Annotated in this window: 22 protein-coding genes; 10 read left to right on the forward strand and 12 right to left on the reverse strand. The window is 57.4% G+C overall.

The genetic code is table 11. The features are described from left to right. Positions 1–29: 29 nt before the first annotated feature. The 12 genes from CLV44_RS01570 to CLV44_RS01625 form a co-directional block, all read right to left on the reverse strand. The gene (locus CLV44_RS01570) at positions 30–1061 is read right to left on the reverse strand and encodes a TAXI family TRAP transporter solute-binding subunit (protein ID WP_106590357.1); all 1032 of its coding nucleotides are present in this window, start codon (positions 1059–1061) and stop codon (positions 30–32) included. A 46-nt stretch (positions 1062–1107) separates the two neighbouring features. Continuing rightward, on the reverse strand, positions 1108–2982 hold the full coding sequence (locus CLV44_RS01575) for a TRAP transporter permease (protein ID WP_106590358.1): 1875 nt from the start codon (positions 2980–2982) through the stop codon (positions 1108–1110). Positions 2983–3021: 39 nt separating this feature from the next. Beyond that, positions 3022–4596: an alkaline phosphatase family protein gene (locus CLV44_RS01580; protein ID WP_106590359.1), complete on the reverse strand. Its 1575-nt coding sequence runs from the start codon at positions 4594–4596 to the stop codon at positions 3022–3024. A 141-nt stretch (positions 4597–4737) separates the two neighbouring features. Continuing rightward, positions 4738–5523, reverse strand: a complete 786-nt coding sequence (locus CLV44_RS01585) for an IclR family transcriptional regulator domain-containing protein (RefSeq protein ID WP_106590360.1) — start codon at positions 5521–5523, stop codon at positions 4738–4740. A 90-nt stretch (positions 5524–5613) separates the two neighbouring features. After that, the gene (locus CLV44_RS01590) at positions 5614–6108 is read right to left on the reverse strand and encodes a universal stress protein (RefSeq protein WP_106590361.1); all 495 of its coding nucleotides are present in this window, start codon (positions 6106–6108) and stop codon (positions 5614–5616) included. Between the two features lie 43 nt (positions 6109–6151). After that, positions 6152–7480, reverse strand: a complete 1329-nt coding sequence (locus tag CLV44_RS01595) for a TRAP transporter large permease (RefSeq protein ID WP_106590362.1) — start codon at positions 7478–7480, stop codon at positions 6152–6154. Between the two features lie 24 nt (positions 7481–7504). Continuing rightward, positions 7505–8020 (reverse strand): TRAP transporter small permease, encoded by a 516-nt coding sequence (locus CLV44_RS01600; protein ID WP_106590363.1) that lies wholly within the window; start codon positions 8018–8020, stop codon positions 7505–7507. Positions 8021–8022: 2 nt separating this feature from the next. Next, entirely contained in the window at positions 8023–9063 is a 1041-nt protein-coding gene (locus CLV44_RS01605) for a TRAP transporter substrate-binding protein (RefSeq protein ID WP_106590364.1), read from the reverse strand. Positions 9064–9265: 202 nt separating this feature from the next. Beyond that, positions 9266–10594, reverse strand: coding sequence for a TRAP transporter large permease (locus CLV44_RS01610; RefSeq protein ID WP_106590365.1), 1329 nt, complete (start codon positions 10592–10594; stop codon positions 9266–9268). A 26-nt stretch (positions 10595–10620) separates the two neighbouring features. Then, a complete protein-coding gene (locus tag CLV44_RS01615) occupies positions 10621–11136 on the reverse strand; it encodes a TRAP transporter small permease (RefSeq protein ID WP_106590366.1) in 516 nt (171 codons plus the stop codon). A 3-nt stretch (positions 11137–11139) separates the two neighbouring features. Next, positions 11140–12198, reverse strand: coding sequence for a TRAP transporter substrate-binding protein (locus CLV44_RS01620; protein ID WP_106590367.1), 1059 nt, complete (start codon positions 12196–12198; stop codon positions 11140–11142). A gap of 145 nt (positions 12199–12343) precedes the next feature. Continuing rightward, a complete protein-coding gene (locus tag CLV44_RS01625) occupies positions 12344–12730 on the reverse strand; it encodes a 5-carboxymethyl-2-hydroxymuconate Delta-isomerase (RefSeq protein WP_106590368.1) in 387 nt (128 codons plus the stop codon). 335 nt (positions 12731–13065) lie between these two features. On the opposite strand from CLV44_RS01625, the gene hpaH reads away from it, so the two are divergent. From hpaH to CLV44_RS01675, 10 genes are all read left to right on the forward strand, one after another. Further along, positions 13066–13869, forward strand: coding sequence for a 2-oxo-hept-4-ene-1,7-dioate hydratase (hpaH, locus tag CLV44_RS01630; protein ID WP_106590369.1), 804 nt, complete (start codon positions 13066–13068; stop codon positions 13867–13869). Between the two features lie 24 nt (positions 13870–13893). Beyond that, complete coding sequence (gene hpaI, locus CLV44_RS01635; RefSeq protein ID WP_106590370.1) at positions 13894–14700, forward strand: 4-hydroxy-2-oxoheptanedioate aldolase; 807 nt, start codon at positions 13894–13896, stop codon at positions 14698–14700. Between the two features lie 30 nt (positions 14701–14730). Next, entirely contained in the window at positions 14731–15399 is a 669-nt protein-coding gene (locus CLV44_RS01640) for a fumarylacetoacetate hydrolase family protein (RefSeq protein ID WP_106590371.1), read from the forward strand. Positions 15400–15402: 3 nt separating this feature from the next. Next, positions 15403–16185, forward strand: a complete 783-nt coding sequence (locus tag CLV44_RS01645; protein ID WP_106590372.1) for a fumarylacetoacetate hydrolase family protein — start codon at positions 15403–15405, stop codon at positions 16183–16185. A gap of 18 nt (positions 16186–16203) precedes the next feature. Beyond that, positions 16204–17739: a 5-carboxymethyl-2-hydroxymuconate semialdehyde dehydrogenase gene (gene hpaE, locus CLV44_RS01650; RefSeq protein ID WP_106590373.1), complete on the forward strand. Its 1536-nt coding sequence runs from the start codon at positions 16204–16206 to the stop codon at positions 17737–17739. Positions 17740–17823: 84 nt separating this feature from the next. After that, a complete protein-coding gene (hpaA, locus tag CLV44_RS01655; RefSeq protein ID WP_106590374.1) occupies positions 17824–18750 on the forward strand; it encodes a 4-hydroxyphenylacetate catabolism regulatory protein HpaA in 927 nt (308 codons plus the stop codon). Between the two features lie 20 nt (positions 18751–18770). Beyond that, entirely contained in the window at positions 18771–20096 is a 1326-nt protein-coding gene (locus CLV44_RS01660; protein WP_106590375.1) for a hypothetical protein, read from the forward strand. Continuing rightward, positions 20096–20560, forward strand: coding sequence for a homoprotocatechuate degradation operon regulator HpaR (hpaR, locus tag CLV44_RS01665; protein WP_245912563.1), 465 nt, complete (start codon positions 20096–20098; stop codon positions 20558–20560). Before CLV44_RS01660 ends, hpaR begins: the two co-directional genes overlap by 1 nt. A 218-nt stretch (positions 20561–20778) precedes the next feature. After that, entirely contained in the window at positions 20779–22209 is a 1431-nt protein-coding gene (locus tag CLV44_RS01670; RefSeq protein ID WP_106590376.1) for an aldehyde dehydrogenase family protein, read from the forward strand. 53 nt (positions 22210–22262) lie between these two features. Next, the gene (locus CLV44_RS01675) at positions 22263–23453 is read left to right on the forward strand and encodes a multidrug effflux MFS transporter (RefSeq protein WP_106590377.1); all 1191 of its coding nucleotides are present in this window, start codon (positions 22263–22265) and stop codon (positions 23451–23453) included. The last annotated feature ends 43 nt before the right edge of the window (positions 23454–23496 follow it).

A 23496-nucleotide genomic window follows, 5' to 3' on the forward strand; every position in this document is an offset into this window, starting at 1 on the left:
GCAAAGCCCCCTGTTTAACACGCAGTCGCTTACTTTACCTCAGGCACATCCAGACCAATTTCCTGGAAGTAACGCATTGCGCCGGGGTGCATCGGCATGTTCATGTCAGCAAACACCCCATCCAGATTCAGGTTACGCAGCCAAGGCGTGCTGGCCTTCTGCGCTTCAATACCATCCCAGTAAGCCTTGGTCATATTGTAGATAGTCTCTTCGTCCAGGTCTTTGTGGGTGGCAATGCCGACGTTGATACCAATGGTGTAGACCGGATCGGTATTGACCTGGTTTTCGCCATATACGCCCGGTTCAAGGGTCTTCACGCTATATCCCGGAGTGTTAAGCAGTTTCTGTAACGCCGGATTGGCATTGAATGTGTCCATATCCACACCGATGAAGCGTACTTGGTTAGTCAGCGCAATTTGGCTGATCACCGGACTCGGTGCCACGGTGGCATTGAAGTAGACATCAATGTTGTGATCCTGGAACGCTTGGGACGCGGACTCATGGCCCAGCTTGACCGAAGTGTAATCCTCGCCCGGCTCGTAACCGGTAGCAGCACGGATCATGGTTTCCACCGTACGACGTGACACCCCGCCCGGAGGGCCAGCAAAAACACGCTTGCCCTTGAGATCCTTCAGGCTATGAATGTTGTCATCAGCATAGGTCACGCCTTGGTAGAGCCCCATGGGAAACATGAACACGGCGCGCAAGTTCTGCGCCAGCTCGGGGGCTTGTTTGATCTTACCGAACATGCCACCACCGGTCTTCATGTAACTGTGAATCGACGGCGACATCATGAAGAACTCACCGCGCCCCTTGGAGGTATCCAGCGCATGCTTAGGCGCGACACCGGTAGCATTGACGATGATGGAATACTCCGGCAACGCCTTATTGACGGTGTTGGCAAAGTGGGTCATCACCATGTAGGGGCTGCTGCCTGGCCCCAGCGTGGACATACGGAAGGTTTCCGCCGCCTGTACCTGAGCGGCACTGGCGCTGAGCAGTACAGCGGCACAGAGGGAAGTACTCAGAGTTTTGAGTGAACGCAATTTGATGTTGAGCATGATAGCTTCCTTTGGTGGATTCTTATAGTTGTGTACGTTGAATAAGTTATGACTGCTTGCAGAGCAGACGGCCACGGCGGCCGTGCTCAATCAGCAGCACCGGCAGCAAAGCCAGCGCCAGCAGCTGCAGCCACCAGAGCGGCGAGATCACGGCAAAGCCAGCAACCAGATAAAGCACACGCTTGATCCCTTGGGCAGAAAAAGACCCGGCCACCAACAGAATCGCGGCAGTGGTGGTCACTAGCGCCATGGCCAAACCTGCCCAACTGAAACTGTCATTGATCAACAGCATGGAGGGCTGGTAAACAAAGGCAAAGGGAATCAGGAAACCGATGACGGCCAGGCGCAGGGAGGTCACACTGACGCTCAGCGGGTTGGCCTGAGCGATCGGCGCGGCCGCAAAGGCTGCCAATGCGACCGGAGGGGTCACCGCCGAGAGTACCGCGTAGTAGACCACGAACAGGTGTGCCGCGATCAGTTCCACACCCAGCGACTGTACCGCCGGGCCCATGACCAGAATGATCACCAGGTAAGCCGGTACCGTGGGCATCCCCATGCCCAGCACCAGACAGCCACCGGCCATCAGCAGCAACGACACGAACAGGTTATCACCCGCCACCAACTGAATCGCTTCAGAGAAGCGCAGGCCCAGACCGGTCGCGTTCATCACTGCGATGATGATCCCCACGGCAGCCACAGCCACCATTATGGTGGAAGCTGATTTGGCACCATTAACCACCATCTGCCACAGCTGTGCCGGCTTTTTCAGCAGGCCAGGGTCGATCGCAACTCCGAGTAATCCCGCAGAGATCAATGCCCAGAAGCCTGCCTGTGCCGGGCTACTGCCCTGTACCATCAGCACAATGATCAAGCCCAGCGGCACTACAAAGGCCAGACCCTTGAGTTTCTCCTGTCGAGTCAGCGGCTCCACTGCTTCCTTGCCCTGAGCCTTCATCCCCAGGCGCTTGGCTTCGGTGGAGATAAAGGTAAACAGGCTGGCATAGTAGAAGATCGCCGGGATCAAAGCCGCCAAGGTAATGTTGAGATAACTGATGCCTGTCACGTCAGCCATGATGAACGCCACTGCGCCCATGATCGGCGGCATCAGCTGACCACCACTGGAGGCCGCCGCCTCCACCGCACCAGCGAAGCGACCGGAGAAGCCACTCTTCTTGATCATCGGGATGGTGATTACACCGGTGCCAACCACGTTAGCCACGGAGCTGCCGGATATGGTGCCAAACAGCCCACTGGCCAGCACCGCCGCATGAGCATCCCCGCCGGGCAGATGACGGGTCAGGCGGAAGGAGAGCTTGAGCAACACCACGCCAACGCCCAAAGCATCAAGCAATGCGCCAAAGAGGATGAAAATCAGGATCGTGGAAGTCACCACCCCCAGGGTGCTGCCGAAAACACCGTCAAAACTGTACCAGACGGTGGTCAACATCTGCGCCAGATCCATGCCCGCATGGGCCAGACCACCCGGCAGTTCACGTCCGAACAGGGCATAACAGGATGCCAGCGCACAGACTACCAGCAGGGTCATGCCGATCATGCGCCGCATCAGCTCGCCTAGCACCGCCAATCCGGCCAGTGCCATGAGGATATCCGGCACCTCCAACTCGTAGAGACCGGTTTCCAGCTCCTCGTAGACCCAGAAGTAGCGGTAGGCCGCAGCCAATGCTGCTGCAAGCAGCCCCAGATCGACCAGACGCTGCCACCAGTGGCGCCCCTGCCGGGTCATGCTGGCGTACAGCAGAATCACGCAAGACAGGGTGAAAGTCCCTACCCTGAGGATGGTGTCATCAAAAATCCCCCAGCCGGCAGTGTAGAAGATCGACAGCACCATGGTCAGAAACAGGGGCGCTCCGAGCAGCTTGGCCGGGTGGGCTTTGGCCCAGGCTGTTAAGTTAGTCAGCATAATCAGTTGCCTTTCTTATTAGTGTGTTCTGCCTGCGCCTTACCAAAGGCCAAACAGATAGCCGCGGGCGTGGGCCTTCCCGGTCATGTTGGCCACGGCTGCGTTACTGACAGTGGTGCGCATCTTGCGCTGCCGATACCAGTCATACAGTGCCTGTTCCAGGCGCTCGCATTGGTCAGCATGAGCCTCATCCTGCCCCAGATCCTGCTGCTCCTGCGGATCCTGCTGCAAGTCGAACAGCTGCGGGCGAAAATGCTCGTAATGCACGTATTTCCAGCGGCCGTCGGTAATCATGATGGCGCGGGTCTGATCCGGCGCCAGGTCCAGCGCGAAACGCGCCTTGCGCCAGGCGTAGTCCGCCTCGCTGATAGCAAATTCGCGCCACTGAGCGACCTCACCGGAGGTCAGCAGCGGCAACAGTGAGCGTCCTTCCAGAATGTGATTCGGCACATCGCCGCCCGCCAACTCCACGAAAGTGGGTACCAAATCGATCGCCTCAATCAGGCGGTCATCTTCACGGCCACGGGTGGTATCGGCTTGGGGGCGCGGGTCGTGAATGATCATCGGGATGCGGGCACTGGCTTCATGGAACAGTTCCTTCTCGCCCAGCCAGTGGTCGCCCAGGTAGTCGCCGTGATCGGCGGTGAGTACCACCAAGGTGTTGTCGTACTGGCCGATCTCCTTGAGGAAGGCGAACAGCCGCGCCAGATGGTCGTCCAGCTGGGTAATCAGGCCCATGTAGGCGGGAATGACGCGCTGGCGCACCTCCTCGCGGGAAAAGTTCATCGACTCGTCGTGACCCATGAAGGCTTCGATCACCGGGTGCAGGTTGGCTTTTTCCTGCTCGCTGGCGTTGACCGGCAGCACATCCTCGGGACCGTACATGTCGTGGTAAGGCGCCGGAGCAATGTAAGGCCAGTGCGGCTTGATGTAACTAAGATGCAGACACCAGGGCGCATCGGCGGATTCACGAATGAATTCCATGGCACGGTTGGTGGTGTAGGCCGTTTCGGAATGGGCTTCCGGAATGCGCGCCGGCAGATGGCAGTTGCGCATGTACCAGCCGGACAGCACCTCGCCGTTTTCGCCCTCGCCGGAGTTGGCCCACTCGTGCCAAGGGTTATGGCCGTCATAGCCAAGCCCGCGCAAATAGTTGTTGTAGGCCAGATCCGGTGACACCGCTTGATCCGGGTGCAGACCGTCATCACGTTCATAAGGCTCGAAACCGCATTCGCTCAATAGCACTCCACGGGAGGATTCAGGATCAACACCGAGGCGCTGCATCCCTTCCACATCCTTTTTCATGTGTGTCTTGCCCACCAAACCCACGCGATATCCCAGAGGGCGCAAGTAATCCCCGATGGTTTTTTCCGACAGCTTCAGCGGTACGTTGTTATAGGTGGCACCGTGGGAAAATGCATAGCGGCCGGTGTAAAACGACATACGCGAAGGGCCACATACAGGCGCCTGAGTATAAGCCTTCGTGAAGTTGACACCCTTGGCGGCCAGCGCATCAATGGTCGGTGTCTTGATCGTCGGGTGGCCGTTGCGGCCTAAGTAATCAGCACGCAACTGATCGGCCATGATGAAAAGAATGTTGGGTTGTGTTGCCATGTGACTGCCTTTGATCAGGTTTCTGTCGCCCGGCGCAAACGCCGGTGATGTCGACGGCTCTTATTAGTCTGCGGTCAGACTAATCGAGAAATACCCGATAGACACAAGACATTTCACCTGATGAAACACACAAGATACCTTTCAGCCCTGCTGGTGGAGTTGCTCAGCCAAGCGATCGGCAGCAGCACGCAACAAGGGGTAATAGTGCTGATGCAGTTCAGGCTGACTGATTGCCCCCTGGGGCCAGGACAGCGCTAGGGTCGCCCGCACCGATCCCCCCTGAAAGACAGGGACGGCTATGGCTTCTACCTGCTCGCCTTCGGTGGTGCCGACACCAAAATAGGACGACTCACGTACCCCGTAGCCTTGATGCCTGGTAACGTCCAGCAGCTGCTGCAGCCAGACTGAATCGCAGGCCAAGCGCCCTTCCTTACCCTTGCCGGCCTTGAGCCCCGCAATAATGCTCCGGCGCTCCTCCTCTGGGCAAAACGCCAGATAGGCACGACCATTACCCGAGAACAGAAACGGCGGCCGATAGCCCATCACCTGACGGTTGAGAATGAACACCGAGTGCAATCGTGTGGTTTCCACAATTTTCATCGCCAGCTCATCGCGCATAGCGATATCCACCGGCCAGCGCAGCCGGCTTTGCAGCTCCTGAATAATCGGTGCCGCCAGTTCGGCCAGCTGCTCGCCCGGATCGTTTTCCGGCATCTTACGGCTCGCAGTAAACGACAGCCGGTAACGGGAATCACCCAGAGCACGGTACACCCAGCCGGCTTCTTGCAGAGTTTTCAGGATGCGTAGCAAGGTCGCTTTGCTGAAGCCGGTATGCTGATGTAATAAGGCAAGGGATGCTGGGGCATGCAGACGGATGGCTTCCACGACGTGCAGGCCACGGGCAAGGGATTCGATTGATTTGACCATGGACAGACTCGGTTAACACTCGGGTACAGCACGTCCATTGCCGAGAAAGATGACCCGACGGCAACTGCCGTCGGGTACTGGGGGACTAGATCAGGACGCGCCCAGCGGTACGATCAATACCGGACGCTTGGAGTGGGTCAGCGTCTTGGTGGCGGTCGAACCCATCAGTGCCTGCTCGAAGGCACTGTGCTTGCGCGTACCCATGACGATGACGTCAGCATTGATCTCATCGGCCACTTCAAGAATCTTGCGCCAAGGCGTTCCTTCTTCGACACGGGCGTCAATGTTCTTCACGCTCAGCACTTCGTGCTCTTCCAGCTCCTCTGCGCAGAAGCGTTCAATTCGCTCACGGATTTTGATGCTCAGGGCTTCAACCCCTTTATGCAGCATCTCGTCGATTTCTTCCTTTTCCATCATGTTGCTCAGCACACTGCGGGTCGTGCCGGACAAAGACTCAATGATATGCAAGTAGGTGATCTGAGACTCGGCGTAGTGACCACACAAGCTGACCGCTGCACGGAATGCCGGGCGTGACCCTTTTTCGAGATCAGAGACGTACAGAATCTTTTTAACATCATGAAACATATTTTTATCCTCTATCCTCTCGGGACAGGTAAAGCCGTACCGCTTAGCGGTACAGCAACTCCGGCAAAAACAGCGCTATCTGTGCGAAGAACACAATCAACGCCAGACGCACAATATCGGCACACCAAAACGGGGTTACACCTTTAAAGATAGTGCCCGTTTTAACATCCCTCAATACTGCACTGAGCACGAAGACATTCATACCCACCGGCGGCGTAATCAAACTGATCTCGGTCACGACAACCACAACTATCCCGAACCACACCAGGTCGAAGCCCATGCTTGCCACCAGCGGGTAAAATACCGGTACGGTCAACAGCATCATCGACAGGCTTTCAAATACCATGCCGAGGACGATATAGATGCCCAGAATCGCCAGGATCACCACGATCGGTGCAACATCCAGCGCGGTCACGAATTCCAGCAGCATGTCCGGCAGGCCGGCACGGTTGATGAAGTCGGAGAAGATCAGCGCCCCGATCACCACGGTGAACAGCATCGCCGACGTACGCGCCGTATCGGTCAGCGTCTCGAACAGGTTCTGCAGGTTCATGCGGCCACGGAACAGAGTAATCAGGAACGCACCACCGGCACCGATACCCGCCGCTTCCGTCGGCGTGAAGATACCCATGTAGATACCGCCCATGACGATAGTGAACAGCACCAGTACACCCCAGACACCCTTCAGTGCCTGCAAACGCTCCGGCCATTCAGTCTTTTCACCGGCAGGTCCGGCACTGGGGTCACGCCAAACCACGTAACGCACCGCGCCCAGATACATCAGGATACCCAGGATGCCCGGAATGAAACCGGCCGCAAACAGTTCACGGATCGATGATTCGGTCAGCAGGCCATAGATCACCAGAATCACGCTGGGCGGAATCAGGATACCCAGGGTGCCACCGGCCGCGATGGATGCGGTTGCCAGTGAATCGGCATAGCCGTATTTGCGCATCGGCGGCATTGCCACCTTGGACATGGTCGCTGAAGTCGCCAGGCTGGAACCACAGATGGCAGAGAAGCCGCCACAGGCAACAACCGTCGCCATCGACAGGCCGCCCTTGCGGTGTCCCAAAAATGCATTGGAGACAGAATAGAGTTCGTGCGACAACCCGGAACGGGTCACCAGGTTGCCCATCAAAATAAACAACGGGATCACCGACAGGCTGTATTCCTGCACGGTATCGATCACACGGTTGGACGCCATCGACAGCGGGCCAGTCCAACGGAAGTCGGCAATATTGCCCAGTTCAAGACCCTGCAGGAAGGCAAAGCCGAAGAAACCCACGATCCCCATGGCAAATGCGATCGGCATTCGCACCACGATGATCAAAATAAGAAGAACGGCAAAACCGATCAGTACAACTGACATAGCGAGCTACCTGTATCCGGCGAGTTAGTGTTTATCCTGGAACAGGATGCGATAAATGCCGTAGGTGATCATGCCCAGGGCCGTAGCCCAACTCATGATTGCGATGTACTGCACCACATAGCCGCTGGGCATACCCAGAAACTCGGTCACCACACCGCGACGGATGGAGCGCTCACCCAGTTCGAAGATACGCCATGCCAGGAAGTACAACGATGAAGACATCACCAGGGCAGCAAACAACGACAGTGCCTTGACGATTTTGGACCCCAGAAAACGGTCCAACAGGTCAACCACAATGTGGCCACCACGCCAGGTGATCACCGGCATCGCCGCAAACACCATCACCGCCAGGCCGATCTCGGTCAGCTCGGTACCGCCATGCAGCGGGCTATTGAACAGATAGCGACCCGTGACATCGACACAGGTCAGTGCCATCAGGAAAAAGAGAACACTTGCGGACACCAGTTCGAGAAAAAAGGCCAGCCATTTGGCTGGCCCCTTCTCGTCATAGTGCGCTTTGAACCAGGCACTGAATGACATGTTTACTCCTGAGCTTGCGCTTCGTACTCGCGCGCGATGGTGCGCAGCTCTTCCAGAGCGGCACGGGCATCGACATCACGGTCGGAAACACTTTCGATCCAGGCTTCATCCATGCCTTCTGCCAGTTTCAGGAAATCCTGATTGAACTTGGAATCAACACCCTGCTCGATGATGTTAACGCCACTTTCACGGGCAAATGCCAGACCATCTTCATCCGCTTTCTGCCAAGCCTTACCCGCCAGAGCAGACAGCTTTTCACCGGATACGCTCATGATCGCTTCACGATCTTTCGCGTCCAGATCTTCCAGGAAGTCAGGGTTAATGAACATGGAGAAACTGCCCAGATACATGCCACCCGGAATCAGGTTCAGGGTATCGGTTACTTCAGCCAGACGCTGTGCTTTCTGCTCGCCCAGCGGCAGCAATGCACCATCGATAACGCCCTGCTGCATCATTTCGTAAACCTTGGTCGCCGGAGCGGCAACCGGTGCAATGTTGGTGCGAGCACCGATCTCGGCCTGTACGCCACCACCGATACGGATCTTCTTGCCTTCCATTTCAGCAATGGTGCTGATCGGCTTAGTGGTCATCAACTGACCCGGGCCATGAGTAAACATGCCCAGCAGTTCCAGACCAACAAACTCATTCGCCTTGGCGAAATGTTTCTGCTGTACACGCCACAGGGCAACGGATGCCGCTTCTGCGCCTACACCCAGACCCGGCTGTTCAACTGCCAGTGGCAGCTTGAAGCGGCCCGGTACGTAACCGTGATAGCTGAAACCGGCATCGATAACGCCATCTTCAACCAACTGGAAATAAGTTTTCGGGTGACCAACATCGTACTCGATCTTGACTTTAACGCGACCTTCCGTGGCCTCTTCTACCCACTTGGCCCATGTCGGCCAAACCACTGCGTTCTGAGCGGCTGTCGGCGGCAACCAGGTACCCACAATAAGCGTCTCGGCAGACAGTGCGGAGGTGGAAGCAGAAAGACCCGCAGCCAGAACAGCGGCTTTGGTGGCAAACTTTATTGTTTTAATCATCGTGTTGCTCCTGCGTTCATATAATTATTGGTATAGCGATACTCAAAGACGAACTTGTCTGTGAATAATGTATCACTTTTTTGCGTCAAGCAAGTCGCGGATTGGCCATAACCCTACTAATGTATACCAATCCGAATATTTGGTCTCTGTTCCTTTTTCTGATCCAGTCTTCTAAAAGCTGTTACACAAAGAGCTGTACCGCTTAGCGGTACAGCAACTCCGGCAGGAACAGCGCAATCTGAGCGAAGAACACAATCATTGCGAGGCGCACAATATCGGCACACCAGAACGGGGTCACACCCTTGAAGATAGTGCCTGTTTTCACATCCCTCAATACTGCACTGAGTACAAAGACATTCATACCCACCGGCGGCGTGATCAAACTGATCTCGGTCACCACAACCACCACAATGCCGAACCACACCAGATCGAAGCCCATGCTCGCCACCAGCGGGTAGAACACCGGTACGGTCAGCAGCATCATCGACAGGCTTTCAAATACCATGCCGAGGACGATATAGATGCCCAGGATCGCCAGAATCACCACGATCGGTGCAACATCCAGCCCGGTGACGAACTCCAGCAGCATGTCCGGCAGGCCGGCACGGTTGATGAAGTCGGAGAAAATCAGCGCCCCGATCACCACGGTGAACAGCATCGCCGAAGTACGCGCCGTATCGGTCAGCGTCTCGAACAGATTCTGCAGGTTCATGCGACCACGGAACAAGGTAATCAGGAATGCACCACCGGCACCGATACCCGCCGCTTCCGTCGGCGTGAAGATACCCATGTAGATACCGCCCATGACAATGGTGAACAGCAGCAAGACGCCCCAGACACCTTTCATCGCGATCATGCGCTCTTTCCACGGCGTACGCTCACCGGCAGGCCCGGCACTCGGGTCACGCCAAACCACGTAACGCACCGCGCCCAGATACATCAGGATACCCAGGATGCCCGGAATGAAACCGGCTGCGAACAGCTCACGGATGGATGATTCGGTCAGCAGACCATAGATCACCAGAATCACGCTGGGCGGAATCAGGATACCCAGGGTGCCACCGGCCGCGATGGATGCGGTTGCCAGTGAATCGGCATAGCCGTATTTGCGCATCGGCGGCATTGCCACTTTGGACATGGTCGCTGAAGTCGCCAGGCTGGAACCACAGATGGCAGAGAAACCGCCACAGGCAACAACCGTCGCCATCGACAGGCCACCTTTGCGATGCCCCAGAAACGCGTGGGACACACGGTAGAGTTCATGCGACAGACCCGAGCGGGTCACCAGGTTGCCCATCAAAATGAACAACGGAATCACCGACAGGCTGTATTCCTGCACGGTATCGATGACACGGTTGGACGCCATCGACAGGGGACCGGTCCAGCGGAACCCGTCCATATTGGTCAGCTCAAGACCGCTAAGGAAGGCAAAGCCGAAAAAACCGACCAGACCCATGGCGAATGCGATCGGCATCCGCACCACAATGATCAGGAACAGGAGAACGGCAAAGCCGATCAGTACAACTGACATAACAATTTACCTGAATCCGATTGAAGTTACGCTTTATCCTGGAACAGGATGCGGTAGACGCCATAGGTGATCATGCCCAGTGCCGTCGCCCAGCTCATGATTGCGATGTACTGCACCACATAGCCGCTGGGCATGCCCAGAAACTCGGTCACTACGCCACGACGAATCGAACGTTCACCCAACTCGAAAATGCGCCACGCCAGAAAATACAGTGACGACGACATCACCAGCGCCGCCAGCAACGACAACGCCTTAACGATTTTGGAGCCAAGGAAGCGGTCCAGCAGGTCAACCACAATGTGACCACCACGCCAGGTGATTACCGGCATCGCCGCAAACACCATCACCGCCAGGCCGATCTCGGTCAGCTCGGTGCCGCCGTGCAGCGGGCTATTGAACAGGTAACGCCCCAGAACATCGACACAGGTCAACGCCATCAGGATAAACAGAACGCTTGCCGACACCACTTCGAGCAAGAAGGCCAGCCAACGGGCCGGCCCCTTCTCGTCATAGTGCGCTTTAAACCAGGCACTGAATGACATGGATTACTCCTGAATCTGCGCTTCGTACTCGCGTGCGATGGTGCGCAGCTCTTCCAGAGCGGCACGGGCATCGACATCACGGTCGGAAACACTTTCAACCCAGGCGTCATCCATACCCTTGATCAGCTCACGGAACTCCAGCGTCATCGGATCGTTCGGACCCAATTCCTTGATGGTTACACCCGCAGCCTTGGCCGCTTCCAGACCCTCGACATCCGCCTGGTCCCAGGCACGGCCCGCCAGCGCAGACAATTTTTCACCCGACACGCTCATGATCGCTTCGCGGTCTTTCGGGTCCAGATCTTCCATGAAGTACGGATCGATGAACATGGAGAAGCTGCCCAGATACATTCCGCCCGGGAACAGGGTCAGGTTCGGTGCCACTTCATGCAGACGCAGCGACTTCTGCTCGGTCACCGGCATGAACACGCCATCGATCACGCCCTGCTGCATCATTTCATAAACCTTCGAACCCGGTGCAGCCACCGGCGTGATGCCCATGCGTTCGCCCAGTTCAGTCTGCACGCCGCCACCGATGCGGATCTTCTTGCCCTGCAGATCAGACAGATCGTTGATCGGCTCGATGCTGTGCAGCTGGCCCGGACCGTGAGTCAGGGTCGCCAGCAGGGTCAGGCCTTCATACTCGCCAGCTTCGGCAAAGTATTTTTCCTGCGTTTTCCACAATGCTACGGACGCAGCTTCGGCACTGACGTTCAAGCCTGGCAGCTCAACCGCCACCGGCAGTTTGAAACGACCCGGACCGTAGCCGTGGTAGCTCCAGCCAGCGTTGATCACGCCATCTTCTACCAGCTGGAAGTAGGTTTTCGGGTGACCGACATCCTGTTCGATTTTCACTTTAACGCGACCTTCAGTCGCTTCTTCAACCCATTCAGCCCAGGTCGGCCATACCACCGAGTTCATCGGGTTGCCCGGCGGCTGCCAGGTACCCACGATCAACGTGGTTTCAGCGGATACGGCTGCCGATGCCGTCAGGCCAACGGTCAGTGCAGCGGCACTGGCCACGGATTTGAAAAATGTCTTCACGGTGTGTCTCCCGATCATCTACGTCTGTTGCTACGGTAGTTATGTTATGCCGTTATGCTCGGCTTAATTATGGACATCGCCCGTTTGGGGTCAGAATAACGATGCCTCTTCTTCTTCCGGCATGCCGGAGTGACTACTCGCCTGCGAGCGACTTGTCTGCGGCCTATTTGCCCGCGAACAAGGGGTGGATGTTGTTCTTGTTGAACTTCAGCACCGGGTCCAGCTCCGTCATTTCGAAGGAAATCTGCACATAACTTTCATCCGTGATCGGCTGCATCCAGTCACACAGAATTTTGAATACCTGCTCAGCCACGGCCTGTTTCAGCGCCATATCACGACCATGTCCGATCTTCAGCGTCAGGTTCAGCAACGCGAAATCTTCACGTCCATCCGCTACCCGGAAGTCATCACAACGGATCGCACGGCTGCGCACACCACCGAGCGGAAAAGCACCCGTTGATACCACGTACTCGTGCAAGTCCTTGAATAGCGCCTGAAAATCCAGACGGTCATGCAGGTTGCCCGAGTATTCGACAATAAAATGAGGCATCTCAGTACTCCCCTCAGTGGTTGATTTGAGTCTCTGTCCAGAATCAATCCTGCGATGATGGCCAAAGAGTAAACACACGGAATCTAATTAACATGTTAACTGTTGTCAATACGATAGCCGTCGCAACACTTTTCTGATCCACACATCAAAACGGATCAATTCACTCAAACAGGCTATAACTGTAGTTGGGATATCGAGGTATTGACTTAGTTAAGATGTTAACTAAAATGAATTTCAGATGATCTGTGCCCTCGCCGGTCGGCATTCGACACGGGCGAGCATAACGTTCCGCACAGTCAGTGAATCGCAACGGACAATTAAAGGTGCTGTCGAGCATGTTGAACAAAGAGCAGATCAAGGCCGCCGCCGATCGCCTGTACGAAGCAGAAGTGAACCGTAAGCAGATCCCTGCGCTGACCCTTGAGCATCCTGAAATGGACATGGCCGATGCCTACGCCGTGCAGAAAGCCTGGGTTGACCGCAAGATCGAAGATGGCCGCAAGGTGATCGGCTACAAGATCGGTCTGACTTCTCGTGCCATGCAGATGTCGTCCAACATCGACCAGCCCGACTACGGCGTGCTGCTCGACGACATGCTGTTCGAAGACGGTGCGACCCTCAAAGCATCTGACTTCCTGGATCCGCGTATTGAAGTGGAACTGGCCTTCGTACTGAAAAAGCCGCTGTTCGGTGAAAACGTCACCATCTTCGACGTGATCGACGCCACCGACTACGTGATTCCGTCACTGGAACTGATCGCCGCACGCTGCCTGCGTACCGATCCGGAAACCGGTTACACCCGCAAGGTGTACGACACCATCTCCGATAATGCCGCCAACGCTGGCATCGTCATGGGCGGTCGTCCGATCAAACCGATGGATATCGACCTGCGCTGGGCTGGTTGCATGCTGTACCTGAACGGCCAGATCGAAGAAACCGGCCTGGCGGGCGGCGTATTGGGCAACCCGCTGAAAGGCATCACTTGGGTGTGCAAGCGTTTCGCCCCGCACGGCATCGGCCTTGAGCCGGGCCAGGTGATTCTGTCCGGTTCTTTCACTCGCCCGGTTCCGGTCAAGGCCGGTGATACCGTCCATGCCGATTTCGGCTCTCTGGGCGGCGTAACCCTGAACTTCGAATAAGCCCCGATCGAACAGGAGACGAGCATGGAACTGCCCAAGAATCGCTTCAAACAGGGACTGGCCACGGGTGATACCCAGTACGGTCTCTGGCTCGGCCTGCCGGACAACAGTGCTGCGGAAATCGCCGCTGTTGCCGGTTTCGACTGGCTGCTGATCGACGGTGAACACGCCCCGTTTGACCTGCGCACCATCATGGCACACCTGCAGGCGATCGCCCCTTACGACACCGCGCCTATCGTGCGGTGTGTTGAAGGCAACACCGCCCTGCTCAAGCAGCTGCTGGATATCGGCGTACAGACTCTGCTGGTACCCATGGTCGAAACGGCCGAACAGGCCGCTCAACTGGTACAGGCCGTACGTTATCCGCCGCAGGGCATTCGTGGTCTGGGCACTTCTCTGGCGCGTGCCGCGCGCTGGAATCAAGTACCGGGTTATCTGACCAAAGCCAACGACGAAATCTGCCTGATTGTGCAGGTCGAAACCGCCAGCGCGATGCAAAATCTGGACGCCATTCTGGAAGTGGACGGCGTCGACGGCGTTTTCATCGGCCCGTCCGACCTGTCCGCCTCCATGGGCTATATCGGCGATGCCGGCAATCCGGCAGTGGTCGAAACCATCAACACCGGACTGAACAAGATTCGCGATGCCGGCAAGTATGCCGGTCTGCTCTGCCTGGACCCGTCACTGGCGGAAACCTATGTCCAGCAGGGTGCCAATTTCGTTGGTGTCGGTGTCGACACCATGATTCTGGCCAACGAAACCCGCAAGCTGGCGCAGCGCTTCAAACAGGGCGCTCCGGTTGAAGACGAAAAACCTCAGGCCGGCTACTGATCGCCTGCCATCAACACGAGAAGGTTAACAATGACTGCAAAGACTCTGGTTAACAGCAAGCTGGTCTGCGTCGCGCTGAACGACAAGGCACAGCTGGCTGCCCTGGAGGGGACGTTCAACGAAGCCCCTTACAAGAAGCCGCCGACCCAGCCGGTGCTGTACTACAAGCCGCGCAACACCTGGAGCACCGAGGGTGCCGTTGTTGAGTGGGCAAAAGATTTTGACGGCAACGACGTTGCTGAAATGGCCGTGGGCGCAAGCCTGGGCGTAGTGATCGGCAAGGAAACCTGCCGCGTCTCTGCCGAAGAGGCACTGGACTACGTCGGCGGTTACACCATCGTGGCCGACTACTCCCTGCCGGAGCAGAGCTACTACCGCCCGGACATCAAGGGCAAGTGCCTGGACACGTCTGCACCGGTCGGCCCGGAAATCGTGGCAGCTGACAAGGTTGCGACGCCCGAAGCCCTGACCGTGACCATCAGCGTCAACGGCGAACAGAAAAGCGTGTTTGAGCTGGCCAACATGGAACGTAGCGTTGCCGAGTTGATCAGCATCATCTCGCGCATCATGACCCTGCAGCCGGGCGAAATCATCGCTGTCGGTTTCGCCGGTGACCGCGTTGCGGTTAACAAGGGCGACAAGGTTGAAGCAAGCATCGAGGGTGTCGGCACCCTGAACAACACGCTGGGAGGTGCCTGAGCCATGAGACACGCACGCATTATCTTGGATGGCCGCGAACTGGACATCACCATCGACGCCAACGACCGCATCACCACCTCTGCCGGTGAAGCACTGGACGTGGCGCTGGACTCTGACCAGATCACCTGGCTGCCGCCGGTGAAAGCGCCGGGTACGATTTTCGCGCTGGGCATCAACTATGCCGATCACGCCACCGAGCTGGCGTTTGAGCCGCCGAAAGAGCCGCTGGTGTTCATCAAGCACGCCAACACCCTGACCGGCCACAAGCAGGTCAGCTACCGTCCGGATAACATCGACTACCAGCACTATGAGTGCGAACTGGTCGCCGTGATCGGCAAGACCGGCAAGAACATCAAGCGTGAAGATGCGCTGGATTACGTGGCCGGCTATACCGTCTGTAACGACTTCGCCATCCGCGACTATCTGGAAAACTACTACCGCCCCAACCTGCGGGTAAAAAGCCGCGACTCGTTGCTACCGATGGGCCCCTGGATCGTGGATACCGCTGATATCCCGAATGCCAACGCGCTGAAACTGACCACTACCGTTAACGGCAAGGTGACTCAGGACGGCAGCACCAAGGACATGATCTTTGACGTACCGTTCGTGATCGAATACCTCAGCAAGATCATGACCCTGAACCCGGGCGACATGATCTGCACCGGCACGCCACACGGCATCGTTGACTGCCAGCCAGGCGACACCATCGTTTGCTCTATCGAAGATGTCTGCTCGCTCGAGACCCGCATGGTCAGCGAGCAGGAATACTACGGCGACAAATACTAAGAGCTTCAGGAGATAATCATGAGCGATACACTGGCAACCAACCTGGAACGCGCACAGCAGTACCTGGAGCGCTTCAAGAACAACACCACCGGTCATTACATCAACGGTGAATTCACTCTGGGTAACGGCGGTCGTGAATACGACAACCTGACCCCGACTGACAACAGCTCCATCGGTAAAGTGATGGCCGGCTCCGTGGCCGACATGGACGCTGCCTGTGAAGCCGCTGAAAACGCATTCGAAGCCTGGGCCAACACCCCGGGTGCCGAGCGCAAGAAGATGCTGCACAAGTTCGCTGACCGTCTGGTCGAGCGCGCTGACGAAATCGCCCTGGTCGAGTCCATGGACTGCGGTCAGGCGATCCGCTTCATGAAGCAGGCGGCCCTGCGTGGCGCGGCCAACTTCCGCTTCTTCGCCGACAAGGCGCCGGAAGCGCAGAACGGTCTGGCCCTGCATCAGGACGAGCACGTCAACTACACCATCCGCAAGGCGATCGGCCCGGTCGGCATCATCACGCCGTGGAACACGCCGTTCATGCTGTCTACCTGGAAAATCGCTCCGGCGCTGGCGGCAGGCTGCACCGTGGTCCACAAGCCGGCGGAACTGACGCCGCTGAGCGCCTACATCCTGGCTGAAATCGCTGATGAAGTTCTGCCCAAGGGCGTGTGGAACATGGTTAACGGTTTCGGCGAAGACGCCGGCAAACGCCTGACCGAACACCCGGCGATCAAGGCCGTGGCCCTGGTGGGCGAAACCGCCACCGGTTCCCACATCATGCGTCAGGGTGCCGACACCCTGAAGCGCATGCACTTCGAACTGGGCGGCAAGAACCCGGTTATCGTGTTTGACGATGCCGACTTCGAGCGTTCACTCGATGCCGTTGTGTTCATGATCTACAGCCTGAACGGTCAGCGTTGCACCTCGTCCAGCCGTCTGCTGATCCAGAGCGGCATTCGTGACAAGTTCATCGCCGCACTGGAACAGCGTGTGCGAAATCTGAAAGTCGGTCACTCTCTGGACCCGAACAGCGAAGTCGGTCCGCTGGTACATGTTGAGCACTTCAACAAGGTACTGAGCTACTTCGACATCGCCAAGGAAGACGGTGCCACCACCGCCGTTGGCGGCCAGCGCATCACTGAGGGTGGCGACCACCTGAACCCGGCCGGCAACTATCTGACGCCGACCCTGTTCACCGGTGCCAACAACAAGATGCGCATCGCGCAGGAAGAGATCTTTGGCCCGGTACTGACCGCTATCACCTTCGACACCGAAGAAGAAGCGATCGCCATCGCCAACGATACCCAGTACGGTCTGTCCGGCTACATCTGGACCGAGAACACCGGCCGCGCCATGCGCATGGCCAAGCACGTCGAAGCCGGCATGCTGTGGGTGAACTCCGAAAACAACCGTAACCTGCCGTCGCCGTTCGGTGGCATCAAGATGTCCGGTATCGGCCGTGACGGTGGTGACTGGAGCTTCGACTTCTACATGGAAACCAAGAACGTCTGCATCGCTCACGGTACCCACAAAGTACCGCAGCTCGGCAAAGGCTGAGTTGACGGCTGAAGAGCCGTAGCAGAGACCGCCGAACGATGTGCCCCGCGCATCGTTCGGCCCTGCATCTGCTATAGTCCCGCCATGAGCGATACTCGGCACAACGAATGGATTCCCAACATCATCCTGGGACAGGATTACGATCGGCGCTATCTCGACGCCCCGATCCACTATGACGTACTGGAAAATCTGGCCGCTTTCTATGGCCGCGACATGCCGGTACACCGCCACGCGCAGTATCTGCAGATCCATTACATCGACCGGGGCAACATCAGCTTCCACATCGATGACAAGGTCTACCGCGCCCAAGGCCCCAGCCTCATTCTTACACCACCTTCGGTACCGCACTCATTCCTGACCGAGCCTGAAGCCTGTGGCCATGTATTGACGATTCACCAGTCGATCGCCTGGCAACTGCTCAAGGACGGCCTGCAGCAAGAGATGGATACCGATTTGAACCGGGGCATCTGTATCGTCCGTGACGAACTGGATGAAGAACAGCGCCTGCAATGGCCGCTGATTACCCAGACCTTTCGTAACCTGAAACTGGAGTGGTACCGCGAACGTCCGGCCAAGCGCCTGACCCTGCACACCCTGGTACGCCTGCTGCTGATCCAGATTAGCCGGTTGTCACCGAAGCAGGCTGAAAGCACCACCGTCAACAATGATGACCTGCGCCTGTTCCGCCACTTCTCTGATCTGATCGAAGAGCATTTCCGCGAACACCTGCACCTGCCCGTGTACACCCAATCATTGGGAATTTCCGAAAGCCGACTGCATCAAACCTGCCAACGCGTTTCCAACCGTTCGCCGAAAAAACTGATCCACGACCGCATCATTCAGGAAACCAAACGCCTGTTGGTGTTTACCGACCTGTCCAGCAGCGATATCTGCTATCAGCTCGGTTTCAGTGACCCCGCCTACTTCTCCCGCTTTTTCAAACGCCACACCGGCATGACGGCACAGCATTTCCGTCAACAGCACAAGCGCGATAACTGGACTACTACTTAACATATTAATAAAATGGCGGCATGACCTCTGTAACCGCTGCCACACTCACCCAGACCACCTATCGCGATGCCCTTTCGGGCGGGCTTATTTTCCTCACCCTGTTACTCGCTCTGCTGGACACCTTTGCTCTGGCCGATCTCGCCGATGCGGCCACGATTAGTGCCTGGGCTTTCGTCGTGCTGGAGTTTTCCCGCTTGAATGCCAAGCAGCGGCGGCCGATCTATCTGCTGATGGGTGCCGGTATTGGTTTCATTGCCTGGGCCTGGCACAGCGGTGCCGACATCCGGCCCCTGGCCATTCTCGGTGAACACCTGAAGCTCGCCATGTTGCTGGCGGCCGTCAACTTTATCCGTTTGAGCACACGACTGGATCCGGTCGACAGCCAGCCAGGGGCTCGCAGCTTCGTCACCACCCTTGGCGGCATGCATCTGCTGTCATCGGTCGCCAACTTTTCATCCATGCTGCTGGTCGGCGATCAACTCAAGCGCAAGGACAGCCTGACCTCACTGTCACAGATCATTCTGGCCCGTGGTTTCAGTCTGGCCGTACTCTGGTCGCCTTTTCTCAGCATTCTGCCACTGGTACTGGAGCAGGTGCCGGGCACCGAACTCCATGCCATCTACCCCTTCACTCTGGGGCTCGCCCTGCTCGGCCTGAGCTACACCCTGCTGGAAGCGCGCTACCGCCACAACCGTGACCTCGGCCACTATCAAGGGTATCCGATGACGGCGAGCACACTGATCATGCCACTGTGCCTGATCGCCGCCATTCTGCTGGTCAGCGGTCTGTGGCCACGCCTGCCTACCGTCGGTGTAGTTGCCTTGTTGGCATTGCTGACCCCGCTGTTACTGTTGACGGCGCAGCGTGGCCCGATCCATGCCGGCAGCGCATTTGCCGCTCATATTCTGCAACGGCTGGCGGACACCCGCGCCGAAATCACCCTGTTTCTCAGTGCCGGTTTTCTCGCCGCCGGGGTCAAGGCCTGCATCACCGCAGGCCTGTTCAGCCTGCCCTTCACCCATACTGACGCGACTGTCGCCATCTTCGTCATGTGGAGCATCGTCGTGCTCGCCAGTATCGGTATTCACCAGTTTGCGCTGGTCGCCATCTATGCGGGCCTGCTGGCCGATGTCACCACCGCCCCGACGCTGATGGCCATTGCCTATATCACTGCGACATCGGTGTCGATGTCCGGAAGCCTGTTCAGTGGTGTAAACTTCATCCTGCAGGCACGGTTCAACTGTTCCGGCCGTACAATTCTAAGAAACAACCTGGCCTATTCGCTGCTGATGCTGGTCGCAGCCTCGGTACTGATCTACATGATGCAGCTAATGGGGATGCACTGATGCCTCCAATTCCGGCCGGACTGACTGGTAACTTGTCACTCATGCGTAAATACGAAGACTCCATTCCGCTCAAACTGCTTAAGGCCCGCGAAGTCACCATGGGCTTCTTTCGCCCGATATTGCAGGAAATCCCTCTGACCGAGCAGCAGTGGCGCGTGATTCGCGCACTGGATGAATACGGCGAGCTGGAGTCCAAGCAATTGGCCGATATATGCTGCATCCTCAGCCCCAGCCTGACCGGCATCATCAGCCGTCTGGAACAGCAGGACTACATTCAGCGCCGCCGCTCACCGGAAGATCAGCGTCGTGTACTGATCAGTCTGACCGAGAAGGCCAAGACCATGTTCGACGCCATCAGTCCGACACTGGAAGCCCGTTACCAGGAAATCACCGAGCAGTTCTCACGCGAAAACATGGAGCAGCTGGATAACCTGCTCAGCCAGCTCTGCAAAATCAAACCCTGACACCTGTCAAGAATCCTTCCTATTGTTGAACGGCACCTCTTTGGGGAGCCGTTGACATTAGTTACTATGTTAACTAGCATTAGTTAACATGTTAACAAAGTCCTGACTCGGCTGTTGGCCTGGGCGAATGACATATTTTCACATGCGTTCTACGCTATTCTGAACGCAGACAATACGCGAATTGATAATCCAACATTAAGCAGGCGGAGACCCATCTCATGCTGCAAGCATCCTACCCTTACTATTTGGCAAGCGAAGCGCATGCACCGAACCAGGATCTGGCGGTGTATGACAAGTTCACTGGTGAAGTTGCGACGCGTGTCGCCATGGCGGATGCCGCTGCGATTGATCAGGCGATCGCTGCTGCCGATGCCGCTGCCGAGCCGATGCGCAAGCTGCCGGCCTACAAGCGTCAGGACATCCTCAACTACTGCGTCAAGCGTTTTGAAGAGCGTTTTGAAGAGTTGGCCGTTGCCCTCTGCATCGAAGCCGGCAAGCCGATCAAGGATGCCCGTGGCGAAGTGACCCGCCTGATCGACACCTTCCGCATCGCCGCTGAAGAAGCGGTCCGTATCGGTGGTGAAGTGATTCCGATGGATATTACTCCGCGCGCCGAAGGCTACACCGGCATGTGGAAGCGTGTGCCGATCGGCCCCTGCTCGTTCATCTCGCCGTTCAATTTCCCGCTGAATCTGGCGGCACACAAAGTGGCTCCGGCCATCGCTGCAGGCTGCCCGTTCATCCTCAAGCCCGCCAGTCTGACCCCGATCGGTGCGATCATCATCGGTGAAATCCTGGCTGAAACCGACCTGCCCAAGGGCGCGTTCTCGGTTCTGCCGTGCCACCGTGACGGTGCCGACCTGTTCACTACCGACGACCGCCTGAAACTGTTGAGCTTCACCGGTTCCCCTGATGTGGGTTGGCAGCTCAAGGCCAAGGCCGGCAAGAAGCCGGTCGTACTGGAACTGGGCGGCAACGCGGCCTGCATCGTTGACGAAGGCACCGACCTCGACGATGCAGTTGCCCGCATCGTGTTTGGCGCGTACTACCAGTCCGGCCAGAGCTGCATCAGCGTGCAACGCATCATGGTTCACGAAACTCATTACGACGAAGTCCGCGACAAGCTGGCAGCAGCGGTCAATGCACTGGTTTCCGGTGATCCGAAAGACGAAAACACCTTCATCGGCCCGATGATTTCCGAGAAGGAAGCCACTCGCCTGCACGACTGGGTACTGGAAGCCAAAGCATCCGGTGCAACCGTATTGGCCGGTGGCGAACGCGACGGTGCCATGCTGCAGGCCACCCTGCTGGAAAACGTGGCTGCCGACCAGAACGTGAACACCCAGGAAGCCTTCGGTCCGGTCGCGATTCTGTCCAAGTTCAGCGATTTCGACGCCGCACTGGAAGAGGTGAATAACTCCGATTTCGGCCTGCAGGCCGGTATCTTCACCCGTGACATCTACAAGATCCAGAAAGCCTGGAACGAGCTGGAAGTGGGTGGTGTTGTCATCGGTGACGTACCGTCCTGGCGTGTCGACCACATGCCGTACGGCGGCGTGAAGGACAGCGGTCTGGGGCGTGAAGGTGTACGTTACGCCATCGAAGACATGACCGAACTGCGCCTGCTGGTCATCCGCGAACCCAAATAAGTGATTGCTGCGGGGGCCTTGGCCCCTGCAGCCCTGGCTGAACAGGTCGACCGTTGAGACATCAACCCTCCCTCACCCTGCTGATCTTCATCGCCATGGCCAGTCCATTGGCGCTGAATGCGTTCGTACCGGCGATGCCGGATGCTGCGAAGGCACTGCACGTCGACATCGCCACCATTCAGATCACGTTCACCGCCTACCTGCTGACGCTGGCCTTCGGCCAATTGATTTCGGGGCCGCTGGCTGATTTTTTCGGTCGCCGTCCCGTGCTGCTCAGCGGTCTTGGCCTGCACGTTGCCGGCAGCCTGCTGGCCGCACAGGCCAGTGGCGTTGAATGGCTGATCGCCGGGCGCGTCCTGCAGGCATTGGGAGGCAGCACCGCCATGGTACTGGCCCGCACCATCATTCTGGATGTACATGGCCGTGCCGGTGCTGCAGGCAAGATGGGTTATGTGGTGATGGCGATTGCGATCGCACAATCGATCGCACCGACGCTGGGGGGATATCTCAACCTGTGGAGCAGCTGGAACGCGGTGTTCTACCTGTCGGTATTGATGGGTGCTGCGGTCTGGCTGTTCGCACTCAAGCTGCTGCCGGAAACCTGCACGGACAGAAGCGAAAATCTGCATCTGACCGGCATTTTCCGCCGCTATGGCGAAGTACTTCGCTCTGGACAATATCTGGGCTATGCCGTGTCCACGACAGCCGTCGCAAGTGCGTTCTACCTGTTTGTGGGCAGCACCCCCTATATTGTGGTTAACCAGCTGCAGGGCAACTCGGCGGACTTCGGCCTCTGGTTTCTGGCTGTTTCTCTGGCGTTCATGCTGGGCAGCTTCAGTTCGACCCGATTGGCTCGCCACTTCAGCATCGACCAGATGGTCCTGCTGGGCAACGGCCTGTCACTCGGCGGTGCAGCCATATTATTACTGACCGCACTGTACGCGGAGCTGAGTTTTGCCAGTCTGTTTCTGCCGATGGCATTAGTCACCTTTGGCCGCGGGCTGAGCCAACCCAACGCCCAGTCGGCGGCGATCAGCTGTGCCACCGGCTCTGCCGGCACAGCCTCCGGACTGATGGGATTTATCCAGTTGCTAAGCGGTGCCGCCATCGCCCAGCTGGTGCCCTGGCTGATGGAGCTGGGGTTGACCACATTGTTCAGCTGTATCCTGCTGGCACCGGTCATCGCCCTGCTGGCCCATTGGCACGCCTGGCGAGCACGGCGCAGCCACATTGATCCGGCGTAGGTGCTTCGGCATCCACGCCTCATGCTTGACCGGAAACGCATGA

This window comes from Marinobacterium halophilum (assembly GCF_003014615.1).
In the GTDB taxonomy this organism is placed as follows: Bacteria; Pseudomonadota; Gammaproteobacteria; order Pseudomonadales; family Balneatricaceae; genus Marinobacterium; species Marinobacterium halophilum.